Here is a 23,460-nt window from a genome sequence, read left to right as displayed (position 1 = left end):
AATTTTCACATATACAGGCGGTTTTTTTAGCCATCTTGCCGTATCGCCCCGCTCTTGATGTTACTTACGGAGCAAAGCGACAGAGAATGGGGCGAACAGAGCGCGAAGCTTTGGATAACGCCGCCGTTGCTGCATTACCTGCGCTTAAGGCGAACGCCGCCGCTGCGTACACAATCGTAACGGCTCTGTATACAAAAGTTTGATTAATGTCTCATTACGGTTCTGCAATCATGAATTTAGTTTTCAGTAACTGTGATGAGTGTCGAAGTGTGAAAGCGGGTTGATGTTAAAATAGTAACAAGCCCGAACAGAGAACCGGCATTACGCCGTCGGAGAGAATATGAGTGATTTAACTGCCAGCAGCCTGCGTGCGCTGAAACTGATGGATCTGACCACCCTGAACGAGGATGACACCAACGAGAAAGTCATCGCCTTGTGCCATCAGGCGAAGACCCCGGTTGGTAATACCGCCGCTATCTGCATCTATCCGCGTTTTATCCCGATTGCGCGTAAAACCCTTAACGCCCAGGGCACACCGGATGTGCGTATTGCCACGGTAACCAACTTCCCGCACGGTAACGATGATATCGATATCGCCCTGGCCGAAACCCGTGCCGCCATCGCTTACGGTGCGGATGAAGTGGATGTGGTATTCCCGTATCGCGCGCTGATCGCTGGTAACGAGCAGGTAGGTTTTGAACTGGTTAAAGCCTGTAAAGAGGCCTGTGCCGCGGCGAACGTTCTGCTGAAAGTGATTATCGAAACCGGGGAATTGAAAGAGGAAGCGCTGATCCGTAAAGCGTCTGAAATCGCCATTAAAGCCGGTGCAGATTTTATCAAAACCTCAACCGGTAAAGTGCCGGTAAACGCCACGCCGGAAAGCGCGCGCATTATGCTGGAAGTGATCCGCGATATGGGCGTAGAAAAAACCGTTGGCTTTAAACCGGCGGGCGGCGTGCGCAGCGCGGAAGATGCGCAACAGTATCTGGCCATTGCCGATGAACTGTTTGGCGCCGACTGGGCCGATGCTCGCCACTACCGTTTTGGCGCGTCCAGCCTGCTGGCAAGCCTGCTGAAAGCGCTGGGTCACGGCGACGGTAAGAGCGCCAGCAGCTATTAATCTGTTATTGCCGGGCGGCGATCGTCGCCCGGTTCACTGGAATGTCTGGCGTTAATCCTCAGGGGGTACCATGTTTCTCGCTCAAGAAATTATTCGAAAAAAACGCGATGGTCTCGCGCTGAGTGATGAAGAAATCCGTTTCTTTATCAACGGAATACGTGATAACACCATCTCAGAAGGTCAGATTGCCGCGCTGGCGATGACCATTTTCTTTCATGATATGACGATGCCGGAGCGCGTTTCGCTGACTATGGCGATGCGGGATTCCGGAACCGTTCTCGACTGGCAGCAGCTCGATCTTAACGGCCCGGTAGTCGATAAACATTCGACCGGCGGTGTAGGGGATGTCACTTCGCTAATGCTTGGCCCGATGGTGGCGGCCTGCGGCGGGTATATTCCGATGATTTCCGGGCGCGGCCTGGGTCATACCGGCGGCACCCTCGACAAACTGGAAGCGATTCCGGGATTTGATATCTATCCTGCGGATAGCCGCTTCCGTGACATTATTAAAGATGTCGGCGTGGCGATTATCGGCCAGACCAACTCCCTTGCCCCGGCGGATAAGCGCTTCTATGCCACCCGCGATATTACGGCGACGGTGGACTCTATACCGCTTATCACCGCCTCGATCCTTGCCAAAAAACTGGCGGAAGGCCTCGATGCGCTGGTCATGGATGTCAAAGTGGGTAGCGGTGCGTTTATGCCGACCTATGCCCTTTCTGAACAGCTGGCGGAAGCGATTGTTGGCGTCGCCAACGGCGCGGGCGTGCGCACCACCGCGCTGCTGACGGATATGAATCAGGTGCTGGCCTCCAGCGCAGGTAACGCGGTGGAAGTGCGCGAAGCGGTGCAGTTCCTGACGGGGGAATACCGCAACCCACGTCTATTTGAAGTGACGATGGCGCTGTGCGTAGAGATGTTAATCTCCGGCAAACTGGCGACCGATGACGCCGACGCGCGGGCGAAGCTGCAAGCGGTGCTCGACAACGGCAAAGCGGCTGAGATCTTTGGCCGCATGGTGGCGGCGCAAAAAGGGCCGACGGATTTTGTGGAAAATTACGCGCACTACCTGCCGACGGCGACGCTGAGTAAGGCGGTGTATGCCGATGATGAAGGGTTTATCACCGCGATGGATACCCGCGCGCTGGGCATGGCGGTGGTCTCGATGGGCGGCGGTCGTCGCCAGGCTTCGGACAATATCGATTACAGCGTCGGCTTAACCGATATGGTACGCCTCGGTGACAGCGTTGATGGACAACGCCCGTTGGCGGTGATCCACGCCAAAGATGAAGCCAGCTGGCAAGAAGCCGCGCAGGCGGTGAAAGCGGCCATTACCATGGGCGACAGCGCACCAAAAGAGACACCGACCGTCTATCGCCGCATTACTGAATAGCGGTATACTGATCTGATCGCTTTTTTACAAAGCACAAGGTACGGAGAATATATGAAACGTGCATTTATTATGGTGCTGGACTCTTTTGGCATCGGCGCGACCGAAGACGCGGAGCGCTTTGGCGACGTCGGTTCCGATACCCTCGGCCACATCGCTGAAGCCTGTGCGAAAGGCGAAGCCGATAACGGGCGTAAAGGCCCGCTGAATTTACCCAATCTGACCCGTCTGGGTCTGGCAAAGGCTCATGAAGGCGCAACCGGCGCTATTCCAGCCGGGATGGACGCTAATGCGGAAATCACCGGCGCTTACGCATGGGCCCATGAACTCTCTTCCGGGAAAGATACGCCGTCAGGACACTGGGAAATCGCCGGTGTGCCGGTGCTGTTTGACTGGGGTTACTTTAGCGATACCGAAAACAGCTTCCCGCAGGAATTGCTGGATAAGCTGGTTAAGCGCGCCAATCTGCCCGGCTATCTCGGCAACTGCCACTCTTCCGGCACGGTGATCCTCGACCAACTCGGCGAAGAGCATATGAAAACCGGCAAGCCGATTTTCTATACCTCGGCGGACTCGGTGTTCCAGATTGCCTGTCATGAAGAGACCTTTGGTCTGGACAAGCTCTATGAGCTGTGCGAAATCGCCCGTGAAGAGCTGACGGAAGGCGGTTATAACATCGGTCGCGTTATCGCCCGTCCGTTTGTCGGTGATAAGGCGGGTAACTTCCAGCGTACCGGTAACCGCCACGATCTGGCCGTTGAACCGCCGTCAGCCACCGTGTTGCAAAAGCTGGTGGAAGAGAAGGACGGTCACGTTGTTTCGGTGGGTAAAATCGCCGATATCTACGCTAACTGCGGCATCACCAAAAAAGTCAAAGCAACCGGGCTGGATGCGCTGTTTGACGCCACGGTAAAAGAGATGAAAGAAGCCGGTGATAAGACCATCGTCTTTACCAACTTCGTCGACTTTGACTCCTCCTGGGGCCATCGCCGCGATGTGGCCGGTTATGCCGCCGGGCTTGAGCTGTTCGATCGCCGTCTGCCGGAGCTGATGGAACTGGTCGGCGAAGATGACATTCTGATCCTCACCGCCGATCACGGCTGCGATCCGACCTGGAAAGGCACCGATCATACCCGTGAGCACATTCCGGTACTGGTTTACGGCCCGAAAGTGAAACCGGGTTCTCTTGGCCACCGTGATACCTTCGCGGATATTGGTCAGACGATCGCGAAGTACTTCGGCGTCTCTGATATGGAATATGGCAAGGCCATGTTTTGATGAATTTGGGCGGGATTTTCCCGCCCTTGCTGTTCTAACGACAACGACATGAAAGGAACTGACGATGGCAACCCCACATATTAATGCAGAAATGGGCGATTTCGCTGACGTAGTGTTGATGCCGGGCGATCCGCTGCGTGCTAAACACATTGCGGAAACCTTCCTCGAAGATTATCGCGAAGTGAACAATGTGCGCGGCATGCTGGGCTACACCGGCACCTATAAAGGCCGCAAAATTTCTGTGATGGGTCACGGTATGGGGATCCCGTCCTGCTCCATTTACACCAAAGAGCTGATCACCGATTTCGGCGTGAAGAAAATCATCCGCGTCGGTTCCTGCGGTGCGGTACGGATGGACGTACAGCTGCGCGACATCGTTATCGGCATGGGCGCGTGCACCGACTCCAAAGTCAACCGCATGCGTTTTAAAGATCATGATTTCGCGGCGATTGCGGATTTTGAGATGGTGCGTAACGCCGTTGACGCAGCGAAAGCGCTGGGCGTTGATGCGCGCGTAGGTAACCTCTTCTCCGCCGATCTGTTCTACTCCCCGGACGGTGAGATGTTCGATGTGATGGAAAAATACGGCATTCTCGGCGTGGAAATGGAAGCGGCGGGGATTTATGGCGTGGCGGCGGAATTTGGTGCGAAAGCGCTGACCATCTGCACCGTTTCCGACCATATTCGTACCCACGAACAGACCACCTCTGCTGAGCGTCAAACGACCTTCAACGATATGATCAAAATCGCGCTGGAATCTGTTCTGCTGGGCGATAAGGCGTAACCAACGCTGTTTTATCTCAAAGGGCAGCTTCGCTGCCCTTATGCCGTTTTAAAACCTTTAACGCTTTGATACATAGAGCCTGCGCTCACCTCAGCGCACCGCCCCGGCAATCCACGCCGAAAGCTCGCGTAACTCTTGTTCCTGCGCCGGAAAATCCGCGATTAACGCCTCGCATACTTGCGCCAGCGCGTCCGCGCGATATAGGCAACCCTGCAGGCGCGCCGCCAGCGTTTCCAGCGGAGTGGGGTTCAGGCTGTCGGTAAAGACCTGGCAGCGGGTGATATGCCCCTTTTCCACATCAAAATGCAGCTCCACGCCGCCCCAGGTAAAACGCTCATCCAGTAAATGGCTAAAGGCGGGAGCCTGACCGAAGTTCCACTCCCAACTGCTTTGACGGGCAAAAGTCTCGGCAAAATTGGGCAGATCCGGCGTCTTATCCGGTGAAATCACTTCAGCGGCGACGCCCTCGCCGTAATGGGCAAAAAAGGCTTCCGTTACCGCGTCGCAAATTTGTTGATGGGTAATGCCCGGCAGCAGATCCACCAGGTTTGCCACGCGCCCGCGCACCGAGGTGATCCCTTTGGCCTGCAGCTTTTTCTTATCCGGGTTGAGGTAATTAGCCAGCCGGCTGAGATCGGCGTTTAACAGCAGCGTGCCATGATGGAAACCGCGATCCGGCGTTTCACGGTAGGCGGAACCGGAGACTTTACGGTCGCCGTCAGCGGTTTTCACCACCAGATCGTTACGCCCGGAGGCTTCTGCCGTGACGCCAAGGGCGTTGAGGGCGTTAAGCACAATGGCGGTGGAGACGGTTTTATCGTACTCCGGTTTTCCGGCCATAAAGGTAAAGCAGGTATTACCGAGATCGTGAAATACCGCGCCGCCGCCGCTGCTGCGTCGTGCCAGCCGCACATTGTCTTCTTCCATGCGGCGGGTATTGCACTCTTTCCACGGGTTTTGCGCCCGTCCAATTACCACCGTATCGGCGTTGCGCCATAAAAACAGCACGCGCTGGGTAGCGGGCATCTGGCGAAAAATAGACTCTTCCACCGCCAGATTGAACCACGGATCGTAAGAGTCAGAGATAAGCAGACGAAGCGTCGACATAGCGGATTTCCTTGCTAAAACCTGAAGATATCGTACCGGGAGCGGCAAGCGTTACTCTCTCTTTTCGTGCTCTTCTTCTTCCGGTACGGATTTATTGGCCGTCAGCAAAAACGGCGACTGCTGCCAGCGCGTACGCTTGCCTTGCAGCAGGGTGCGCGTTAGGACTACGCCAATCGCCAGCGACAGCAGCAGCATCAGGCGCAAAATATTGGTGGTGTTATCCACCTGTTTGGCTTCCGTCGCCAGCGTATGGGTATCCAGCGTCATGCGCAGATAGCCCAGCGGACCGCTTTTACCCTGGATAGGCTCAACGACTTGCTGGTTGAAATAACCGCCCGCTTTTTTGCCATCCAGCGCCAGTCGGTCGCGCACATCTATGCTTTCCCCGGATCGCGCAATTAAGTTGCCCTGCGCGTCGTAGACCCCGGCATCGAGAATGCGGCTCTCTTCCGTCAGCTGCTGGAGAACCACCGTGATGCGTTTCTCATCCGGGGTTTCTGTGCGCATCAGCGGTGTCAGATTGAGCGTGACCTGCCGCGCCAGCGTTCTTGCCAGTTCTTCAAACTGCGGATTGCGCTGGCGCTGATGGTTTTGGCTGAACCAGGATGCGCCCTGCATCAGCGCGACCAATAAGGCCAGACAGATAAGCACGATTACAGCGCGATGCAGCCGAAATTTAAGTTTTGCGCGAGCCATATTCCACCTGTTGAAAATTTGAAGCTTAATGTTGCCAGAAGCGCTGGATACAAGGTAGCCTCATGCGTTATTTTCCCCTCCGATGTTTTCAGGCGCCAACGTTTTTACAGGAGCTGTAATGCCTAATAGTCTGACCTGGTGCGATCTGCCCGATGATGTTTCTCAGTGGCCAGGATTGCCGCTCTCTTTAAGTGGTGATGAGGTGATGCCTCTGGACTATCACGCCGGCCGCAGCGGCTGGTTGCTGTATGCACGCAATCTCGATAAACAGCGTTTGACCACCTATCAGCGCAAACTCGGCGCGGCGATGGTGATTGTCTCGGCGTGGAGCGTGGATGAGTACCAGGTGATTCGTCTTGCGGGTTCGTTGACGCCGCGCGCGACGCGTCTGGCCCATGATGAAGGCATGGATGTCGCGCCGCTGGGGAAAATCCCGCATCTGCGCTCGCCGGGGCTGCTGGTGATGGATATGGACTCCACCGCCATTCAGATTGAGTGTATTGATGAGATAGCCAAACTTGCCGGCACCGGCGACATGGTTGCGGAAGTGACCGAGCGCGCGATGCGCGGCGAACTCGATTTTACCGCCAGCCTGCGCAGCCGCGTGGCGACGCTGGAAGGGGCCGATGCCAATATCCTGCTGCAGGTACGGGAGAAGCTGCCGTTAATGCCAGGGCTGGTGCAGCTGGTATTGAAGCTGGAAACCCTCGGCTGGAAAGTGGCGATTGCCTCCGGCGGCTTTACCTTTTTTGCCGATTATCTGCGTGAAAAACTGCATCTGACGGCGGCGGTCGCCAACGAGCTGGAGATCATGGATGGTAAATTCACCGGCAAGGTGCTGGGCGATATCGTCGATGCGCAGTTCAAAGCCAGTACCCTTAAGCAACTGGCTGAAAAATATGAGATCCCCATCGCGCAAACCGTAGCGATTGGCGATGGTGCGAACGATTTACCGATGATCAAAGCCGCCGGGCTGGGCATCGCGTTTCATGCAAAACCGAAAGTGAACGAGAAGGCGGAAGTCACCATTCGCCATGCCGATTTAATGGGCGTATTTTGTATTCTTTCTGGCAGCATTAATAAGAAGTAGAGGTGATTGTGGCGAAAGCTCCCAAACGTGCGTTTGTCTGTAATGAATGCGGCGCGGATTATCCGCGCTGGCAGGGGCAGTGCAGCGCCTGTCACGCATGGAATACCATTACTGAAGTGCGCGTTGCCGCTTCGCCGACCGTGGCGCGTAACGAGCGCCTTGCGGGTTACGCGGGCAGCGCAGGCGTGTCGAAAGTGCAGAAGCTTGCGGATATCAGCCTCGAAGAGCTGCCCCGTTTTTCCACCGGTTTTAAAGAGTTTGACCGCGTTCTCGGCGGCGGTGTCGTTCCCGGCAGCGCCATTCTGATAGGCGGTAACCCCGGTGCCGGGAAATCCACGCTGCTGCTGCAAACCCTGTGTAAGCTCGCCGAGCAGATGAAAACGCTCTACGTTACCGGCGAAGAGTCATTACAGCAGGTGGCTATGCGCGCCCATCGGCTGGGGCTGCCGACGGCGAATCTCAATATGCTGTCGGAAACCAGCATCGAGCAAATCTGCATGATTGCCGATGAGGAGCAGCCGAGGCTGATGGTGATCGACTCGATTCAGGTCATGCATATGGCCGATATTCAGTCGTCGCCCGGCAGCGTAGCGCAGGTGCGCGAAACGGCGGCCTATTTGACGCGGTTTGCCAAAACCCGCGGCGTAGCGATTGTGATGGTCGGCCACGTAACGAAAGACGGTTCGCTGGCGGGGCCGAAAGTGCTTGAACACTGTATTGACTGTTCGGTACTGCTTGACGGCGATGCGGATTCCCGTTTCCGCACCCTGCGCAGCCATAAAAACCGTTTCGGCGCGGTGAACGAGCTTGGCGTGTTCGCGATGACCGAGCAGGGGCTGCGGGAAGTGAGCAACCCCTCGGCCATTTTCCTTAGCCGCGGCGATGAAGTCACCTCCGGCAGTTCGGTGATGGTGGTGTGGGAAGGGACGCGCCCGCTGTTAGTCGAAATTCAGGCGCTGGTGGATCACTCAATGATGTCTAACCCGCGCCGCGTGGCGGTGGGGCTTGAGCAGAACCGTCTGGCGATTTTACTGGCGGTGCTGCATCGCCACGGCGGCTTGCAGATGGCGGATCAGGATGTGTTCGTCAACGTCGTCGGCGGGGTAAAAGTGACCGAAACCAGCGCCGATTTGGCGCTGATGATGGCGATGGTCTCCAGCCTGCGCGACAGGCCGCTGCCGCAGGATTTAGTGGTCTTTGGCGAAGTGGGGCTGGCCGGTGAGATTCGCCCGGTACCGAGCGGCCAGGAGCGCATTTCGGAAGCGGCGAAGCATGGCTTTCGTCGCGCCATTGTCCCGGCGGCGAACGTGCCGAAAAAAGTGCCGGAAGGAATGCAGATTTTTGGCGTGAAGAAGCTCGCAGATGCGCTAAACGTCTTTGACGACTTATAATTGGCAAATGATTTTTTGCAGGAGGCAACAATGTCGTCGTTCGACTACTTAAAAACCGCCATTCGCCAGAAAGGCTGTACCTTACAGCAGGTGGCGGATGCCAGCGGGATGACTAAAGGCTATTTGAGCCAGCTGCTGAATGCCAAAATTAAAAGCCCCAGCGCGCAAAAGCTGGAGGCGCTGCATCGCTTTCTCGATCTTGAGTTTCCCCGTCGGCAGAAGAGTATTGGCGTGGTGTTCGGTAAGTTTTATCCACTGCACACCGGCCATATTTATCTGATTCAGCGCGCCTGTAGCCAGGTTGACGAGCTGCATATCATTCTCGGCTATGACGAGACGCGCGACCGCGCACTGTTTGAAGATAGCGCGATGTCGCAGCAGCCAACGGTCAGCGATCGGCTGCGCTGGCTGCTGCAAACCTTTAAGTATCAGAAAAATATCCGTATTCATGCCTTTAATGAAGAGGGCATGGAACCCTATCCCCACGGCTGGGATGTGTGGAGTAAAGGCATCAAAGCCTTTATGACGGAAAAAGGCATCACTCCGGACTGGATTTACACCTCTGAAGAGAGCGATGCGCCGCAGTACCGGCAACATCTTGGCATTGACGCGGTGCTGGTGGATCCTAAGCGTACCTTTATGAATATCAGCGGTACGCAAATCCGTGAAAACCCCTTTCGCTACTGGGATTATATTCCAACGGAAGTGAAGCCCTTTTTTGTGCGCACGGTAGCGATCCTCGGCGGGGAATCCAGCGGTAAATCAACGCTGGTAAATAAGCTCGCCAATATTTTTAATACCACCAGCGCATGGGAATTTGGCCGTGATTATGTCTTTTCCCATCTCGGCGGCGACGAAATGGCCCTGCAATATTCCGACTATGACAAAATTGCCCTTGGTCATGCGCAATATATTGATTTCGCCGTGAAGTACGCCAATAAAGTGGCCTTTATCGACACCGATTTTGTGACAACCCAGGCGTTTTGCAAAAAATATGAAGGGCGTGAACACCCCTTTGTGCAGGCGCTGATTGACGAATATCGTTTTGACCTGGTGATTCTGCTGGAAAATAACACGCCGTGGGTGAACGATGGCCTGCGAAGCCTTGGCAGCTCCGTCGATCGCAAAGAGTTTCAGGACTTATTAGTCTCGATGCTGGATGAGAACAAGATTGAGTATGTGCGTGTGGAAGAGGCGGATTATGATGCGCGGTTTTTACAGTGCGTTGAGCTGGTGAAACAGCTGATGGGGCCGTAGGCCGCAGCCATTTATCTTCGTCATCACCCCATAACAGGCAGCTTTGCCGGTAAAGCGAATGGGTTTCCCCATTCGCTTTGGTAGCGCTTATTTAGTAATACGTTTGTACTTAATCCGTTTCGGCTCCAGCGCATCGGCGCCCAGCGTACGTTTCTTATACTCTTCGTATTCCGTAAAGTTACCTTCGAAGAACTCCACTTTACCTTCATCCTGATAATCCAGAATGTGCGTGGCGATACGGTCGAGGAACCAGCGGTCGTGCGAGATAACCATCGCGCAGCCCGGGAACTCCAGCAGGGCGTTTTCCAGCGCGCGCAGGGTTTCGATATCCAGGTCGTTGGTCGGTTCATCGAGCAGCAGCATGTTGCCGCCAACCTGCAGCAGCTTCGCCAGGTGCAGACGACCGCGTTCACCGCCGGAGAGTTCGCCGACGCGTTTACCCTGATCGGTGCCTTTAAAGTTAAAGCGGCCAACGTAGGCGCGGCTTGGCATTTCGGTGTTGCCGATACGCATAATATCCAGCCCGCCGGAAACTTCTTCCCACACGGTTTTGCTGTTATCCATTGCGTCACGGAACTGATCGACGGAAGCCAGTTTTACCGTTTCACCCAGCGTAATGGTGCCGCCATCGGGCTGCTCCTGACCAGACATCATGCGGAACAGGGTGGATTTACCCGCGCCGTTCGGACCGATAATGCCGACAATCGCGCCTTTCGGCACCGAGAAGGAGAGACCATCAATCAGCTGGCGATCGCCGTAAGCTTTGCTGAGATTGCTGACTTCAACCACTTTATCGCCCAGGCGAGGTCCTGGCGGAATAAACAGTTCGTTGGTTTCATTACGTTTCTGGTATTCGGTGCTGTTAAGCTCTTCAAAGCGCGCCAGACGGGCTTTACCTTTTGACTGACGGCCTTTAGCGCCCTGGCGAACCCACTCCAGCTCTTTCTCAATGGATTTACGGCGAGCCGCTTCCTGAGAGGCTTCCTGCGCCAGACGCTGATCTTTCTGCTCCAGCCACGAGGAGTAGTTGCCTTCCCACGGAATACCTTCACCACGGTCAAGCTCAAGGATCCAACCGGCGACGTTATCGAGGAAGTAACGGTCGTGGGTAATCGCCACCACGGTGCCTTCGAAGTCGTGCAGGAAGCGTTCCAGCCAGGCCACGGACTCGGCGTCCAGGTGGTTCGTCGGTTCGTCGAGCAGCAGCATGTCCGGTTTTTCCAGCAGCAGACGGCACAGCGCGACGCGGCGGCGTTCACCCCCGGAAAGATTAGCGATCTTCGCATCCCAGTCCGGCAGACGCAGCGCATCGGCGGCGCGTTCCAGCTGCACATTCAGGTTATGACCGTCATGAGCCTGGATAATCTCTTCCAGCTTGCCTTGTTCCGCCGCCAGCTTGTCAAAATCTGCATCAGGATCGGCATACAGGGCGTACACTTCATCCAGACGTTTCAGGGCACCCACCACTTCGGCGACCGCTTCTTCAACGGATTCGCGAACGGTTTGCTCCGGATTAAGCTGCGGTTCCTGCGGCAGGTAACCTATTTTGATGCCGGGCTGCGGACGGGCTTCACCTTCGATATCTGTATCGATGCCGGCCATAATGCGCAGCAAGGTAGACTTACCGGCACCGTTAAGGCCCAGCACGCCGATTTTTGCGCCCGGGAAGAAGCTTAGCGAGATATTTTTCAAAATATGGCGTTTCGGCGGGACAACTTTGCCGACACGATGCATGGTATATACGAATTGAGCCACGTTGGACTTCGCCTCTTTGTAATGAGAGTAGTATTCAACAGCCGAGTTTAGCCGTTTTCGCTGCTTAATCCCAGCCAGCCGCGCCCGGTGAATTAAATCTCGGCAGAAAGGTAAAAAAGTGTGCGCAACGTGGCGCATTAGGGGATGCCCGGTTAGCATTAACCCATTACGCGGCATGACGCTGCAAAATGTGACCGATAAGAGGAAAGAGCTGTGCAGAGAGCTAAACATGCCGCCTGGCGATTCGCGGCGGCCTGCGTGTGTTTGCTGTCCCTCAGCAATGTGGCGCGAGCGGATTCACTGGACGAACAACGCAATCGCTACGCGCAAATCAAAAGCGCGTGGGACAATAACCAAATGGATGTGGTGCAGCAGTTGCTGCCCACGTTACAAACCTATCCGCTTTATCCTTACCTGGAATACCGGCAGATAACCGACGATTTGATGAATCAGCCTGCCCTGACGGTGACGAATTTTGTGCAGGCTAACCCGACGCTACCGGCGGCGCGCACCCTTAAATCCCGCTTCGTGAATGAGCTGGCCCGTCGACAAGACTGGCGCGGTTTGCTGGCGTTTAGCCCGGATAAACCCGCCGCCACCGAAGCGCAATGTAACTACTACTTTGCAAAATTTAATACCGGTCAGGCCGATGAAGCCTGGGAAGGAGCGAAAGAGCTGTGGCTAACGGGTAAGAATCAGCCGAACGCTTGCGATCAGCTGTTTGGTGCCTGGCGCGCGTCCGGCAAGCAGGATCCGCTGGCGTTTCTGGAGCGTATTCGCCTCGCGATGAAAGCGGGCAATACCAAACTGGTCACGCTGTTGGCCGGACAGATGCCGTCTGATTACCAGACCATTTCGGCAGCCATTATCTCCCTTGCCAATAATCCTGCGAGCGTGATGACCTTTGCCACCACCACGGGCGCGACGGATTTCACCCGCCAGATGGCGGCGGAAGCCTTTGAAAGCGTGGCGCGTCAGGATGTGGAAAACGCGCGTCTGATGATCCCGTCGCTGGCGCAGGCGCAGCAGTTGAATGAAGAGCAAACCCAGACGCTGCGCGATATTGTCGCCTGGCGCTTGATGGGCAATGACGTCACCAGCGATCAGGCGCGCTGGCGCGACGATGCGATCATGCGTTCGCAATCCCTCTCTTTGCTGGAGCGCCGGGTGCGCATGGCCATTGGTTCTGGCGATCGTCACGGGCTCAATACCTGGCTTTCCCGCTTGCCGATGGAAGCGAAAGAGAAAGATGAGTGGCGCTACTGGCAGGCTGATTTGTTGCTCGAGCGCGGGCGTGAAGATGAGGGTAAAACGATCCTGCGGGCGCTGATGCGCCAGCGTGGTTTTTATCCGATGGTTGCCGCTCAGCGCCTCGGTGAGGATTACCCGTTACAGATTGATAAAGCGTCGGGCAATGTTTCCCCTTTACTGACACAGGGGCCTGAAATGGCGCGCGTGCGCGAACTGATGTACTGGGGGATGGACAATACTGCCCGCAGCGAATGGGCCAATCTGGTGACCAGCCGCACGCAGCAAGAGCAGGCGCAGCTGGCGCGCTATGCTTTTGATAACCACTGGTGGGATCTGAGCGTACAGGCGACGATTGCCGGCAAGCTGTGGGATCAGCTGCAGGAGCGTTTCCCGCTGGCCTATAGCGATCTTTACTCCCGCTATACCCGTGGTAAGGGGATTTCGCAAAGCTATGCGATGGCGATTTCGCGCCAGGAAAGCGCCTGGAACCCGACGGCGCGCTCTCCCGTTGGCGCAGCCGGTTTAATGCAAATAATGCCCGCTACGGCAACCCATACGGTGAAAATGTTTGCTATTCCGGGCTACAGTAATTCCGGGCAACTGTTTGATCCGGAAACTAATATCAACATCGGTACCAGCTATCTACAGTATGTTTATCAGCAGTTCGGCAACAACCGTATTTTCTCCTCGGCGGCCTACAATGCCGGGCCGGGACGGGTGCGCAACTGGCTCAATAACAGCGGTGGCAAACTCGATGCGGTGGCGTTTATCGAGAGCATCCCGTTCTCGGAAACGCGCAGTTACGTGAAAAATGTGCTGGCGTACGATGCTTACTACCGTTATTTCCTCAACGGTGATAAGCCGGTGGTATTAAGCGATGCTGAATGGCAGCGCCGTTATTGATTTCCGCGGTTTATGCTATGATGCGTACTCGCTAAAGAGTACGCATCTTTAACCCTGAACATGGCGGCTAACTATGAACCAGCAATCTCCCTATTCGGCAGCGATGGCCGAACAGCGCGACCAGGAGTGGCAACGCTTCGTTGAACTGGTCCGGCAATCTTTTGAAAAGGATCTGCACATTCCGCTGCTTAACCTGATGCTGACGCCGGATGAGCGCGAGTCGCTGGGCACCAGAGTGCGCATTATCGAAGAGCTGCTGCGCGGCGAGATGAGCCAGCGCGAGTTAAAAAGCGAGCTTGGCGCTGGCATTGCCACCATTACGCGTGGCTCAAACAGCCTTAAAGCCGCACCGGCCGATCTGCGTTTGTGGCTGGAAGAGACGCTGCTGAACAATCAGCCATAAATGGCGTTGTGAAACGGGCTGAGGGCCAGAATCACCGCCTGGTGATAAACGCTTTCACGGGTCAGTTTTCCGGCGGTAAAGATGCCAATTGCACCCTCTTTGCGGCCGATCTCATCAATTCCACTGTAGTGCGACATCACCGGTCCGAGCGCTTCACCGGCGCGTACACGCTGCAAAATAACCTCCGGTAGCGGCAGCGTCGCCGAGCGGGCTTCCCCTTTACGCTGGTGATTTTCAATGACTACCCAGCTAAAGGTACTGCCTTCGTCGATACCGGCTTCTATCGCCACCCAAAAGTCTGCTTCAGGATGCGCTTGACGGGCATTGAGCACACGATTTCGTGCGCCAGCACGCGTTTCTTCACTGCCAAGAGGCTGTTCCGGTACGCCGCTCTCGACGGAAACGGCGTCAATATGGCAGGATCCTTCGCCAAAGATGGCGCTAAAAGCGTGCAGAATTGCCCGAATTTTAGCGGGATTGGTGGTAGCACAGACAACATGATGCATAATCAATAGCGGTATGTTTGGGCGATGCGTACCAGGCCCCGAACAGTGACCTTCCTCAGATAATAAATTCATCGCAGTATAATGGATAAAAAAGCATGTTACAGGTATACCTTGTTCGCCACGGTGAAACGCAGTGGAACGCCGAGCGTCGTATTCAAGGCCAGTCAGACAGTCCGTTAACCGAAAAAGGTGAGAAACAGGCGTGGCAGGTGGCTGAGCGCGCCAAAGCGCTGGGCATTACCCATGTTATTGCCAGCGACCTGGGACGTACCCGCCGGACGGCTGAGATCATCGCCGACGTCTGTGGTTGCGACATTACTTTTGAGCCGCGCCTGCGCGAGCTGGATATGGGCGTGCTTGAGCGCCGACATATCGATTCCCTGACCGAAGAAGAAGAGAGCTGGCGTCGCCAGTTGGTGAATGGCACGGCCGATGGCCGCATTCCGGATGGGGAATCTATGCAGGAGCTAAGCGACCGAATGCATGCGGCGCTGGCAACCTGCCTTGAACTCCCCGAGGGAAGCCGTCCGCTGCTGGTGAGCCACGGGATGGCGCTGGGCTGCCTGGTCAGTACCATCCTCGGGCTTCCGGCCTATGCAGAGCGTCGCCTGCGTTTACGCAACTGTTCAATCTCCCGCATCGATTACCAGCATAGCCCGTGGCTGGCGTCGGGATGGGTGGTGGAAACCGCAGGCGACGTCTCGCATCTGGACGCGCCGGCGTTGGATGAACTGCAGCGTTAACGGCGCAGGGGAACCAGATACTCGCAGCGGATATGGGTGGGCGGCTCATTGTCGTCGCGCACGTTTTCATGCTGCGGGTAAAAATGCTCGATATCCTGGCCTTTACGACGCGTAAGGTTCAACATGGGCATGCAGGTTCCGTAAACGGTCAGGATGAAATCCTGAAAGCCATGCGGTGAGCCTTCGTAGAAGAAAGCGACGTAGTCGCCGCCTTCCAGCAGCACCGGCTGCGCGTTACTCACATAGCCGTTCGCCATCTCCGGTGTCAGCGCGGTGGTGTAAAAGACTTCCTGCTCGTCATCTTTTTCGAGGCTTGGGCGCGGTTCATTCAGGCCGTAGATTTCCGGCGGGATCTTCGGCGAATTACTTAAAAACTCGCGCCAGAACTGAATACGCATCTGGTTACGGAAATCCGAGATCTCCTCCAGCGAGCAGGTGTAGCTTTGGGTCGTGCCGACAAGGCGCAGGGGCGGCAGCGTGACAAACTCATATTTTGGCATTTTAAATTCGCCCAGGCGCAACGGCGGACGAATGCCAAAGGCGCTCCAGTCAGGCGAGCGACGATAGAGCGCCGGGGTCACCGTAAACTGTTTTTTGAACGCGCGGGTGAAGGTTTGCTGCGAATCGAAGCGGTATTGCAGCGCAATATCCAGAATCGGCCGGGCGGTAAGGCGCAGCGCAACGGCGGATTTCGATAGACGGCGGGCGCGAATATAAGCACCGATAGCGTGGCCAGTGACGTCTTTGAACATCCTTTGCAGATGCCACTTGGAATAACCCGCTTTTGCCGCCACATTGTCCAAAGAGAGCGGTTGATCCAGATGGCCTTCCAGCCAGGAAAGTAGGTCGCGAATGATCCCAGCCTGATCCATATAATGTCCTCTTCCTTAAAACTACATTAACGCCGATACCAGGCAACGGATAATAACGGGTTTTGTGGTGTTTGGCATTCGGTAGTTTTTTTGTGCGCAAATCAGCATTGTGCCTGATTTTCATAATAAAATTTGTAAATAAGTGATCTGCAAACATTTTCTCATTAGAAAGGTGAATAGTTACTAAACGTAATATTCAAAAATGGTAACAATATGAAATATACAAAGTTAATCCTTCCGATGCTCATGCTGGCGGCTTACGGCTCGGCGCAGGCAGAAGAAATAGGTTCAGTCGATACAGTGTTCAAAATGTTTGGCCCGGATCACAAAATTGTGGTGGAAGCTTTTGATGATCCAGACGTAAAAAACGTGACCTGTTATATCAGCCGGGCGAAAACCGGCGGTATCAAAGGTGGGTTAGGCCTGGCAGAGGATACCTCCGACGCTGCCATCTCTTGTCAGCAGGTAGGACCGGTTGAGCTAAGCGACAAGATTAAAAACGGTAAAGCGCAGGGCGATGTCGTTTTTCAGAAACGGACCTCGTTAGTGTTTAAGAAATTGCAGGTGGTGCGCTTCTATGATGCGAAACGTAATACTCTCGCCTACTTAGCTTATTCCGATAAAGTGGTCGAAGGATCGCCCAAAAACGCCTTAAGCGCGGTGCCCATTATTCCCTGGAGTAAATAAACCGGGTTGGGCAGGCATAAAAAAAGCGGCGCTGAGCGCCGCTTTTTTAGCAATATGCGGGGTTATTCCTGCAAATCACCGCAGAAACGGTAACCTTCGCCGTGGATGGTGGCGATGATTTCCGGCGTGTCCGGCGTCGATTCGAAATGCTTACGGATACGACGAATAGTCACGTCGACGGTACGGTCATGGGGCTTCAGCTCGCGACCGGTCATCTTCTTCAGCAGTTCAGCACGAGACTGGATTTTGCCTGGGTTTTCGCAGAAGTGCAGCATCGCGCGAAATTCGCTACGCGGCAGCTTATACTGATCGCCGTTCGGGCTAATCAGCGAGCGGCTATTGATATCCAGTTCCCAGCCGTTGAACTTGTAGCTATCAACGCTACGGCGTTCTTCGCTTACCGTACCCAGATTCATGGTACGTGACAGCAGGTTACGCGCACGGATAGTCAATTCACGCGGATTAAACGGCTTGGTGATATAGTCATCAGCGCCGATTTCGAGGCCCAGAATCTTATCGACTTCGTTATCACGACCGGTTAAAAACATGAGCGCGACATCCGCCTGTTCGCGTAATTCACGCGCCAGCAAAAGACCGTTTTTACCCGGCAGATTGATATCCATGATCACCAGATTGATGTCATTATCAGACAGGATCTGATGCATTTCAGCGCCATCAGTCGCTTCAAAGACATCGTAGCCTTCTGCTTCGAAAATGCTTTTTAACGTGTTGCGTGTTACCAACTCGTCTTCAACAATAAGAATGTGCGGGGTCTGCATGTTTGCTACCTAAATTGCCAACTAAATCGAAACAGGAAGTACAAAAGTCCCTGACCAGCCTGGTACATGTGGAAAATTAACATGACGGCGTAACATGACTAAAGTACGTAATTGCGTTCTTGATGCACCTTCCATCAACGTCAACAACATCATTAGCTTGGTCGTGGGCACTTTCCCTCTGAACCCGACAGTGTCAAAAACGGCTGTCATCCTAACCATTTTAACAGCAACATAACAGGCTAAGACGTAAGTGACACCCAATAAAACTACGCTTCGTTGACATATATCAAGTTCAATTGTAGCACGTTAACAGTTTGGCGAAATCTTGATAGCCAAATGCTATCGTTTATTACAATTTTTCAATAAACCAACTAGTTGCGCATATTAATTGATAAACACGGTGAATCCAATACGCAGAGCCGATTATCAGTTAAAATACCATGATTAAACATAGGGATAAGCCCCGGTTGATTGCTTATACCCTGGTAATATTACTGATAAACAGTTTAGCTTTTTTTAAGCGTTCCCAAAGGCTAAATCAGTGAAGCGTGTTACATAATTGTAAATTCGCACCGCGTAGTATGATGACAAGGTTCACATTTCTGCGCAGTGTCTGTTGAGATGAGAAAGTAAAATGCATTTGGCTGTTGTACTTGTTTCCCCCGCCCGCGCGGAGAATGTTGGCGCCGCTGCTCGCGCGATGAAAACCATGGGATTTAGCGATTTGCGCATAGTCGATAGCGACGCGCATTTGCAGGAGGGCGCGCGGCGGGTTGCGCACGGCTCCGGAGATATCCTTGATAATATTAAAACTTATGCCACCCTCGCCGAGGCGCTGGCGGATATTCCCTTTACCATCGCCACCACAGCGCGCAGCCGGGCGAAATTCCATTATTACGCCACCCCCGCTGAACTGGTGCCGCTGTTAGAAGAGAAAAGCACATGGCTGAGCGGCGCGGCGTTAGTGTTTGGCCGTGAAGATTCCGGCTTAACTAACGAGGAACTGGCGCTGGCGGATATTTTAACCGGCGTGCCGATGGCGGCGGATTACCCTTCGCTGAATCTCGGCCAGGCGGTGATGGTTTTCTGCTATCAATTAGCATCATTAATGCAACACGCGTCGCAGACAGCCGCCCCGGTTGATGATAATCAACTGCGCGCATTGCGTTTGCGCGCGCGTGGATTACTGGAAAAATTAGGCGTCGCTGACGACATTAAAATGGCCGACTGGCTGGATCAGCGTCTTGGGCTGCTGGAACAACGCGATACCGCCATGTTGCATCGTTTGCTGCACGATATCGAAAAAAAACTCACCGAGTAATTCGCTTTCATACTATATTTTTATAGTTAAAGTGACTGCTATTCAGGGTTTATATGACCCTGAACGGTGGAAAAAGCAAGGGGTTTTAGCGCAGCCGGGAAGAAGAGTAAAAGCGCGAAAAACAAAAATAAATTGACTTGCGTGGTCAGATACTTTAACCAATATAGGCATACAGCACAGACAGATAATAATACAGAGCACACAACATCCATGAAACGCATCAGCACCATTACCACTATTACAACCATCACCATTACCACAGGTAACGGTGCGGGCTGACGCGTACAGGAAACACAGAAAAAAGCCCGCACCTGAACAGTGCGGGCTTTTTTTTCGACCAGAGATTAAGGGGTAAAAACATGCGAGTGTTGAAGTTCGGCGGTACATCAGTGGCAAATGCGGAGCGTTTTCTGCGCGTTGCCGACATCCTGGAAAGTAATGCCAGGCAGGGGCAGGTGGCCACCGTGCTCTCTGCCCCGGCGAAAATCACCAACCATTTGGTGGCGATGATCGAAAAAACGATTGGTGGTCAGGATGCACTCCCGAACATTAGCGACGCCGAGCGTATTTTTACCGAACTACTGCAAGGCCTTGCCGACGCACAGCCGGGTTTCCCCCTCGCACAGTTAAAAACCGTTGTTGAGCAAGAGTTCGCCCAGATCAAACATGTGCTGCACGGTATCAGCCTGCTTGGACAATGCCCGGACAGCATCAACGCCGCGTTAATCTGCCGTGGTGAAAAATTATCTATCGCCATCATGGCGGGCCTGCTGGAAGCGCGTGGACACAAAGTCAGCGTCATTGATCCGGTAGAAAAACTGCTTGCCGTCGGCCATTACCTTGAATCCACCGTTGATATCGCAGAATCTACTCGCCGTATCGCCGCCAGCCGCATTCCGCAGGATCATATGGTGCTGATGGCCGGTTTTACTGCCGGCAACGAGAAGGGCGAACTGGTGGTGCTTGGGCGTAACGGTTCTGACTATTCTGCGGCGGTTTTAGCTGCCTGCTTACGCGCCGATTGCTGTGAAATCTGGACCGATGTCGACGGCGTTTATACCTGCGATCCGCGCCAGGTGCCTGACGCCAGGCTTTTGAAATCGATGTCTTATCAGGAAGCGATGGAGCTCTCCTACTTCGGTGCCAAAGTTCTCCATCCGCGTACCATTACCCCTATCGCTCAGTTTCAAATCCCTTGTCTGATTAAAAATACCGGCAACCCGCAAGCGCCGGGTACGCTGATTGGCGCGACGTCTGATGAAGATGGCCTGCCGGTAAAAGGCATTTCGAATCTGAATAATATGGCGATGTTCAGCGTCTCCGGTCCGGGGATGAAGGGGATGGTTGGCATGGCAGCCCGCGTGTTTGCCACCATGTCGCGCTCCGGTATATCGGTGGTGCTGATTACTCAATCCTCGTCTGAATACAGCATCAGTTTCTGTGTGCCGCAGTCCGATTGTCAGCGTGCCCAGCGCGCCATGAACGATGAGTTCTATCTGGAATTAAAAGAGGGGCTTCTGGAGCCGCTGGCGGTGATGGAACGTCTGGCGATTATCTCCGTTGTCGGCGATGGTATGCGTACGCTGCGCGGGATCTCGGCGAAGTTCTTTGCCGCGCTGGCGCGGGCGAATATCAATATCGTCGCCATTGCGCAGGGTTCTTCTGAACGTTCGATCTCGGTCGTGGTGAGTAACGATGATGCCACCACCGGCGTGCGCGTCACCCACCAGATGCTGTTTAACACCGATCAGGTGATCGAAGTCTTCTTGATAGGCATTGGCGGCGTTGGCGGCGCGCTGCTGGAGCAGCTCAAGCGCCAGCAGACCTGGCTGAAAAAGAAACATATTGATCTGCGCGTTTGTGGCGTAGCGAACTCAAAAGCCTTAATGACCAACGTGCACGGTTTGAATCTCGATAACTGGCAAGATGAACTGGCGCAGGCTAAAGAGCCGTTTAATCTCGGGCGCTTGATTCGGCTGGTAAAAGAGTATCATCTGCTGAATCCGGTGATTGTGGATTGTACCTCCAGCCAGGCGGTGGCCGATCAGTACGCCGATTTCCTGCGTGAAGGTTTTCACGTCGTGACGCCGAATAAAAAAGCCAACACCTCGACGATGGATTATTACCATCAGCTGCGTCGCGCGGCAGAAAAATCGCGGCGTAAATTCCTCTACGACACCAACGTCGGTGCCGGGTTGCCGGTGATAGAAAACCTGCAAAACTTGCTCAATGCAGGGGATGAACTGCAGCAATTCTCAGGTATTCTTTCAGGCTCGCTGTCCTATATCTTCGGCAAGCTGGAGGAGGGGATGAGCCTGTCGGCCGCGACCAGACAGGCCCGTGAAATGGGCTATACCGAGCCGGATCCCCGGGACGATCTCTCCGGTCAGGATGTTGCGCGTAAACTGCTGATTCTGGCACGCGAAACAGGACGTGAACTGGAGCTTGCGGATATCGTTATCGAACCGGTGCTGCCGGCGGGCTTTGACGCTACCGGGGATGTTGAGAGCTTTATGGCACGTCTGCCGCAGCTGGATGATGCCTTTGCCGCACGCGTCGCAAAAGCCCGTGATGAGGGAAAAGTCCTGCGCTATGTCGGTAATATTGAAGAAGATGGCGTCTGCCGGGTAAAAATTGCCGAAGTTGACGGCAACGATCCGTTATATAAAGTGAAAAACGGTGAGAACGCGCTGGCGTTCTACAGCCACTATTATCAGCCGTTACCGCTGGTGCTGCGCGGCTATGGCGCGGGTAATGATGTGACGGCGGCGGGCGTGTTTGCCGATCTGTTACGTACCCTGTCCTGGAAGTTGGGAGTCTAAGATGGTGAAGGTGTATGCTCCGGCCTCCAGTGCCAATATGAGCGTAGGTTTTGATGTGCTTGGCGCGGCGGTCACGCCGGTGGACGGCACATTGTTAGGCGACAATGTTTCAGTGGAAGCCGCTGACAAATTCAGCCTGAATAATATCGGCCGTTTTGCCAGTAAATTACCCGCCGAGCCGAAGGAAAATATCGTTTATCAATGCTGGGAGCTGTTCTGCCAGGAGATTGGCAAGCAGGTGCCGGTGGCGATGACGCTGGAAAAAAATATGCCGATTGGTTCCGGGCTTGGCTCCAGCGCCTGCTCGGTGGTTGCGGCACTGGTGGCGATGAATGAGTTCTGCCATAAACCGCTGAGTGAATCACGCATGCTGGCACTGATGGGCGAGCTGGAAGGGCGCATTTCCGGCAGCGTGCATTACGATAACGTTGCCCCTTGCTACCTCGGCGGTATGCAGCTGATGATTGAAGAAAGCGGCATTATCAGCCAGCAGGTGCCAGGCTTTGATGAGTGGCTGTGGGTGCTGGCGTACCCGGGCATTAAAGTCTCCACGGCGGAAGCACGGGCGATTTTACCGGCGCAGTATCGCCGCCAGGATTGCATTGCGCACGGTCGCCATTTAGCAGGCTTTATTCATGCCTGCTATACCCGTCAGCCTGCGCTGGCGGCAAAATTAATGAAAGACGTGATTGCCGAACCGTACCGCATGAAGCTGTTACCTGGCTTTGCTGATGCACGTAAGGCGGTGGCCGATATTGGCGCGCTGTCCTGTGGGATTTCCGGTTCCGGGCCAACGCTGTTTGCGTTGTGTGACAAGCCGGAAACCGCCCAGCGTGTTGCCGACTGGCTCGAAAAACACTATCTGCAAAATCAGGAAGGCTTTGTTCATATTTGCCGGCTGGACACGGCGGGCGCACGCGTAGTGGGATAACCAATGAAACTGTATAACTTAAAAGATCATAACGAACAGGTCAGCTTCGCGCAGGCCGTGACCCAGGGGCTGGGGAAAAATCAGGGGCTGTTCTTTCCGCACGATCTGCCGGAATTCAGCCTGACGGAAATCGACGACATGCTGGCGCAGGATTTCGTTACCCGCAGCGCGAAAATTCTCGCGGCTTATATCGGCGATGAAATTCCACAGGAGGCACTTGAAGCCCGTGTGCGTGCCGCTTTTGCCTTTCCGGCACCGGTAAAACCGGTGGAAAGCAATATCGGCTGCCTTGAGTTGTTCCACGGGCCAACGCTGGCGTTTAAAGATTTCGGCGGGCGTTTTATGGCGCAGATGCTGAGTGCAATCAGCGGCGA

General features: G+C 54.5%; 22 protein-coding genes, 1 pseudogene and 1 other annotated feature. Of the genes and pseudogenes, 17 read left to right on the top strand and 6 right to left on the bottom strand.

The window, feature by feature from the left end; all coding sequences use genetic code 11:
- The first annotated feature begins 340 nt into the window (after positions 1-340).
- From deoC to deoD, 4 genes are all read left to right on the top strand, one after another.
- Complete coding sequence (gene deoC, locus RW65_RS14770) at positions 341-1,120, top strand: deoxyribose-phosphate aldolase (RefSeq protein WP_039057542.1); 780 nt, start codon at positions 341-343, stop codon at positions 1,118-1,120.
- 70 nt (positions 1,121-1,190) lie between these two features.
- Positions 1,191-2,513, top strand: coding sequence for a thymidine phosphorylase (gene deoA, locus RW65_RS14765; RefSeq protein ID WP_039057541.1), 1,323 nt, complete (start codon positions 1,191-1,193; stop codon positions 2,511-2,513).
- A 51-nt stretch (positions 2,514-2,564) separates the two neighbouring features.
- Positions 2,565-3,788, top strand: a complete 1,224-nt coding sequence (gene deoB / locus RW65_RS14760; protein ID WP_039057540.1) for a phosphopentomutase — start codon at positions 2,565-2,567, stop codon at positions 3,786-3,788.
- 64 nt (positions 3,789-3,852) lie between these two features.
- The gene (deoD, locus tag RW65_RS14755; protein ID WP_039057539.1) at positions 3,853-4,572 is read left to right on the top strand and encodes a purine-nucleoside phosphorylase; all 720 of its coding nucleotides are present in this window, start codon (positions 3,853-3,855) and stop codon (positions 4,570-4,572) included.
- Between the two features lie 90 nt (positions 4,573-4,662).
- Here the strand turns inward: deoD and lplA are convergent, their stop codons facing one another.
- Positions 4,663-5,679: a lipoate--protein ligase gene (lplA, locus tag RW65_RS14750; RefSeq protein ID WP_039057538.1), complete on the bottom strand. Its 1,017-nt coding sequence runs from the start codon at positions 5,677-5,679 to the stop codon at positions 4,663-4,665.
- A gap of 51 nt (positions 5,680-5,730) precedes the next feature.
- On the bottom strand, positions 5,731-6,375 hold the full coding sequence (locus RW65_RS14745) for a YtjB family periplasmic protein (RefSeq protein ID WP_039057537.1): 645 nt from the start codon (positions 6,373-6,375) through the stop codon (positions 5,731-5,733).
- 118 nt (positions 6,376-6,493) lie between these two features.
- Here RW65_RS14745 and serB point away from each other — a divergent pair, with 118 nt between their 5' ends.
- From serB to nadR, 3 genes are read left to right on the top strand one after another with little or no spacing between them, the layout of a single operon-like run.
- Positions 6,494-7,465, top strand: coding sequence for a phosphoserine phosphatase (gene serB / locus RW65_RS14740; protein WP_039057536.1), 972 nt, complete (start codon positions 6,494-6,496; stop codon positions 7,463-7,465).
- 8 nt (positions 7,466-7,473) lie between these two features.
- Positions 7,474-8,856, top strand: coding sequence for a DNA repair protein RadA (radA, locus tag RW65_RS14735; RefSeq protein WP_039057587.1), 1,383 nt, complete (start codon positions 7,474-7,476; stop codon positions 8,854-8,856).
- A 30-nt stretch (positions 8,857-8,886) separates the two neighbouring features.
- Entirely contained in the window at positions 8,887-10,113 is a 1,227-nt protein-coding gene (nadR, locus tag RW65_RS14730) for a multifunctional transcriptional regulator/nicotinamide-nucleotide adenylyltransferase/ribosylnicotinamide kinase NadR (protein WP_039057535.1), read from the top strand.
- 87 nt (positions 10,114-10,200) lie between these two features.
- On the opposite strand, the gene ettA is transcribed toward nadR, so the two are convergent.
- Positions 10,201-11,868, bottom strand: coding sequence for an energy-dependent translational throttle protein EttA (gene ettA, locus RW65_RS14725; RefSeq protein ID WP_072037767.1), 1,668 nt, complete (start codon positions 11,866-11,868; stop codon positions 10,201-10,203).
- A gap of 213 nt (positions 11,869-12,081) precedes the next feature.
- On the opposite strand from ettA, the gene sltY reads away from it, so the two are divergent.
- Positions 12,082-14,022, top strand: a complete 1,941-nt coding sequence (gene sltY, locus RW65_RS14720; RefSeq protein ID WP_039057533.1) for a murein transglycosylase — start codon at positions 12,082-12,084, stop codon at positions 14,020-14,022.
- A 73-nt stretch (positions 14,023-14,095) separates the two neighbouring features.
- Entirely contained in the window at positions 14,096-14,425 is a 330-nt protein-coding gene (trpR, locus tag RW65_RS14715) for a trp operon repressor (protein WP_039057532.1), read from the top strand.
- Here the strand turns inward: trpR and yjjX are convergent.
- Positions 14,416-14,931, bottom strand: a complete 516-nt coding sequence (gene yjjX / locus RW65_RS14710; RefSeq protein ID WP_039057531.1) for an inosine/xanthosine triphosphatase — start codon at positions 14,929-14,931, stop codon at positions 14,416-14,418. The two genes, trpR and yjjX, sit on opposite strands and share 10 nt — an antisense overlap.
- A gap of 95 nt (positions 14,932-15,026) precedes the next feature.
- Here yjjX and gpmB point away from each other — a divergent pair, with 95 nt between their 5' ends.
- Positions 15,027-15,674 (top strand): 2,3-diphosphoglycerate-dependent phosphoglycerate mutase GpmB, encoded by a 648-nt coding sequence (gpmB, locus tag RW65_RS14705; RefSeq protein ID WP_039057530.1) that lies wholly within the window; start codon positions 15,027-15,029, stop codon positions 15,672-15,674.
- Here the strand turns inward: gpmB and robA are convergent.
- Positions 15,671-16,546: an MDR efflux pump AcrAB transcriptional activator RobA gene (robA, locus tag RW65_RS14700; protein ID WP_039057528.1), complete on the bottom strand. Its 876-nt coding sequence runs from the start codon at positions 16,544-16,546 to the stop codon at positions 15,671-15,673. The two genes, gpmB and robA, sit on opposite strands and share 4 nt — an antisense overlap.
- Before the next feature lie 213 nt (positions 16,547-16,759).
- On the opposite strand from robA, the gene creA reads away from it, so the two are divergent.
- Positions 16,760-17,233 (top strand): protein CreA, encoded by a 474-nt coding sequence (creA, locus tag RW65_RS14695; RefSeq protein ID WP_039057527.1) that lies wholly within the window; start codon positions 16,760-16,762, stop codon positions 17,231-17,233.
- 62 nt (positions 17,234-17,295) lie between these two features.
- Here creA and arcA read toward each other — a convergent pair whose 3' ends face one another.
- Positions 17,296-18,012 (bottom strand): two-component system response regulator ArcA, encoded by a 717-nt coding sequence (arcA, locus tag RW65_RS14690; RefSeq protein ID WP_039057525.1) that lies wholly within the window; start codon positions 18,010-18,012, stop codon positions 17,296-17,298.
- A gap of 94 nt (positions 18,013-18,106) precedes the next feature.
- Between arcA and yjjY the strand changes: the two genes are divergently transcribed.
- The 6 genes and pseudogenes from yjjY to RW65_RS14670 form a co-directional block, all read left to right on the top strand.
- Positions 18,107-18,247 carry a YjjY family protein gene (gene yjjY / locus RW65_RS22705; RefSeq protein WP_156124008.1) on the top strand — a complete coding sequence of 47 codons (141 nt, stop codon included), beginning with the start codon at positions 18,107-18,109 and terminating at the stop codon, positions 18,245-18,247.
- A 399-nt stretch (positions 18,248-18,646) separates the two neighbouring features.
- On the top strand, positions 18,647-19,333 hold the full coding sequence (locus RW65_RS14685) for a tRNA/rRNA methyltransferase (protein ID WP_039057524.1): 687 nt from the start codon (positions 18,647-18,649) through the stop codon (positions 19,331-19,333).
- Between the two features lie 210 nt (positions 19,334-19,543).
- The gene (gene thrL, locus RW65_RS22700; protein ID WP_110093700.1) at positions 19,544-19,612 is read left to right on the top strand and encodes a thr operon leader peptide; all 69 of its coding nucleotides are present in this window, start codon (positions 19,544-19,546) and stop codon (positions 19,610-19,612) included.
- Positions 19,551-19,668 (top strand) — a sequence feature (Thr leader region). (Overlaps the previous gene by 62 nt.)
- Positions 19,669-19,692: 24 nt before the next feature.
- A complete protein-coding gene (gene thrA / locus RW65_RS14680; RefSeq protein ID WP_039057523.1) occupies positions 19,693-22,155 on the top strand; it encodes a bifunctional aspartate kinase/homoserine dehydrogenase I in 2,463 nt (820 codons plus the stop codon).
- A gap of 1 nt (position 22,156) precedes the next feature.
- Entirely contained in the window at positions 22,157-23,086 is a 930-nt protein-coding gene (gene thrB / locus RW65_RS14675; RefSeq protein WP_039057522.1) for a homoserine kinase, read from the top strand.
- A gap of 3 nt (positions 23,087-23,089) precedes the next feature.
- Positions 23,090-23,460 (top strand): annotated as a pseudogene (locus RW65_RS14670) (threonine synthase); the annotation flags it as partial.

Source organism: Enterobacter sp. Bisph1, from assembly GCF_000814905.1.
In the GTDB taxonomy this organism is placed as follows: domain Bacteria; phylum Pseudomonadota; class Gammaproteobacteria; order Enterobacterales; family Enterobacteriaceae; genus Kosakonia.
The sequence above is the reverse complement of the archived record's forward strand: the minus strand, read 5'-3'. Positions and strand labels throughout refer to the sequence as shown.

Bases quoted from the DNA above. Each gene is read 5' to 3' on its own strand.
- deoC (WP_039057542.1), top strand. From the start codon at position 341: ATGAGTGATTTAACTGCCAGCAGCCTGCGTGCGCTGAAACTGATGGAT.
- deoA (WP_039057541.1), top strand. From the start codon at position 1,191: ATGTTTCTCGCTCAAGAAATTATTCGAAAAAAACGCGATGGTCTCGCG.
- deoB (WP_039057540.1), top strand. From the start codon at position 2,565: ATGAAACGTGCATTTATTATGGTGCTGGACTCTTTTGGCATCGGCGCG.
- deoD (WP_039057539.1), top strand. From the start codon at position 3,853: ATGGCAACCCCACATATTAATGCAGAAATGGGCGATTTCGCTGACGTA.
- lplA (WP_039057538.1), bottom strand. From the start codon at position 5,679: ATGTCGACGCTTCGTCTGCTTATCTCTGACTCTTACGATCCGTGGTTC.
- RW65_RS14745 (WP_039057537.1), bottom strand. From the start codon at position 6,375: ATGGCTCGCGCAAAACTTAAATTTCGGCTGCATCGCGCTGTAATCGTG.
- serB (WP_039057536.1), top strand. From the start codon at position 6,494: ATGCCTAATAGTCTGACCTGGTGCGATCTGCCCGATGATGTTTCTCAG.
- nadR (WP_039057535.1), top strand. From the start codon at position 8,887: ATGTCGTCGTTCGACTACTTAAAAACCGCCATTCGCCAGAAAGGCTGT.
- trpR (WP_039057532.1), top strand. From the start codon at position 14,096: ATGAACCAGCAATCTCCCTATTCGGCAGCGATGGCCGAACAGCGCGAC.
- yjjX (WP_039057531.1), bottom strand. From the start codon at position 14,931: ATGCATCATGTTGTCTGTGCTACCACCAATCCCGCTAAAATTCGGGCA.
- gpmB (WP_039057530.1), top strand. From the start codon at position 15,027: ATGTTACAGGTATACCTTGTTCGCCACGGTGAAACGCAGTGGAACGCC.
- robA (WP_039057528.1), bottom strand. From the start codon at position 16,546: ATGGATCAGGCTGGGATCATTCGCGACCTACTTTCCTGGCTGGAAGGC.
- creA (WP_039057527.1), top strand. From the start codon at position 16,760: ATGAAATATACAAAGTTAATCCTTCCGATGCTCATGCTGGCGGCTTAC.
- arcA (WP_039057525.1), bottom strand. From the start codon at position 18,012: ATGCAGACCCCGCACATTCTTATTGTTGAAGACGAGTTGGTAACACGC.
- yjjY (WP_156124008.1), top strand. From the start codon at position 18,107: ATGACTAAAGTACGTAATTGCGTTCTTGATGCACCTTCCATCAACGTC.
- RW65_RS14685 (WP_039057524.1), top strand. From the start codon at position 18,647: ATGCATTTGGCTGTTGTACTTGTTTCCCCCGCCCGCGCGGAGAATGTT.
- thrA (WP_039057523.1), top strand. From the start codon at position 19,693: ATGCGAGTGTTGAAGTTCGGCGGTACATCAGTGGCAAATGCGGAGCGT.
- thrB (WP_039057522.1), top strand. From the start codon at position 22,157: ATGGTGAAGGTGTATGCTCCGGCCTCCAGTGCCAATATGAGCGTAGGT.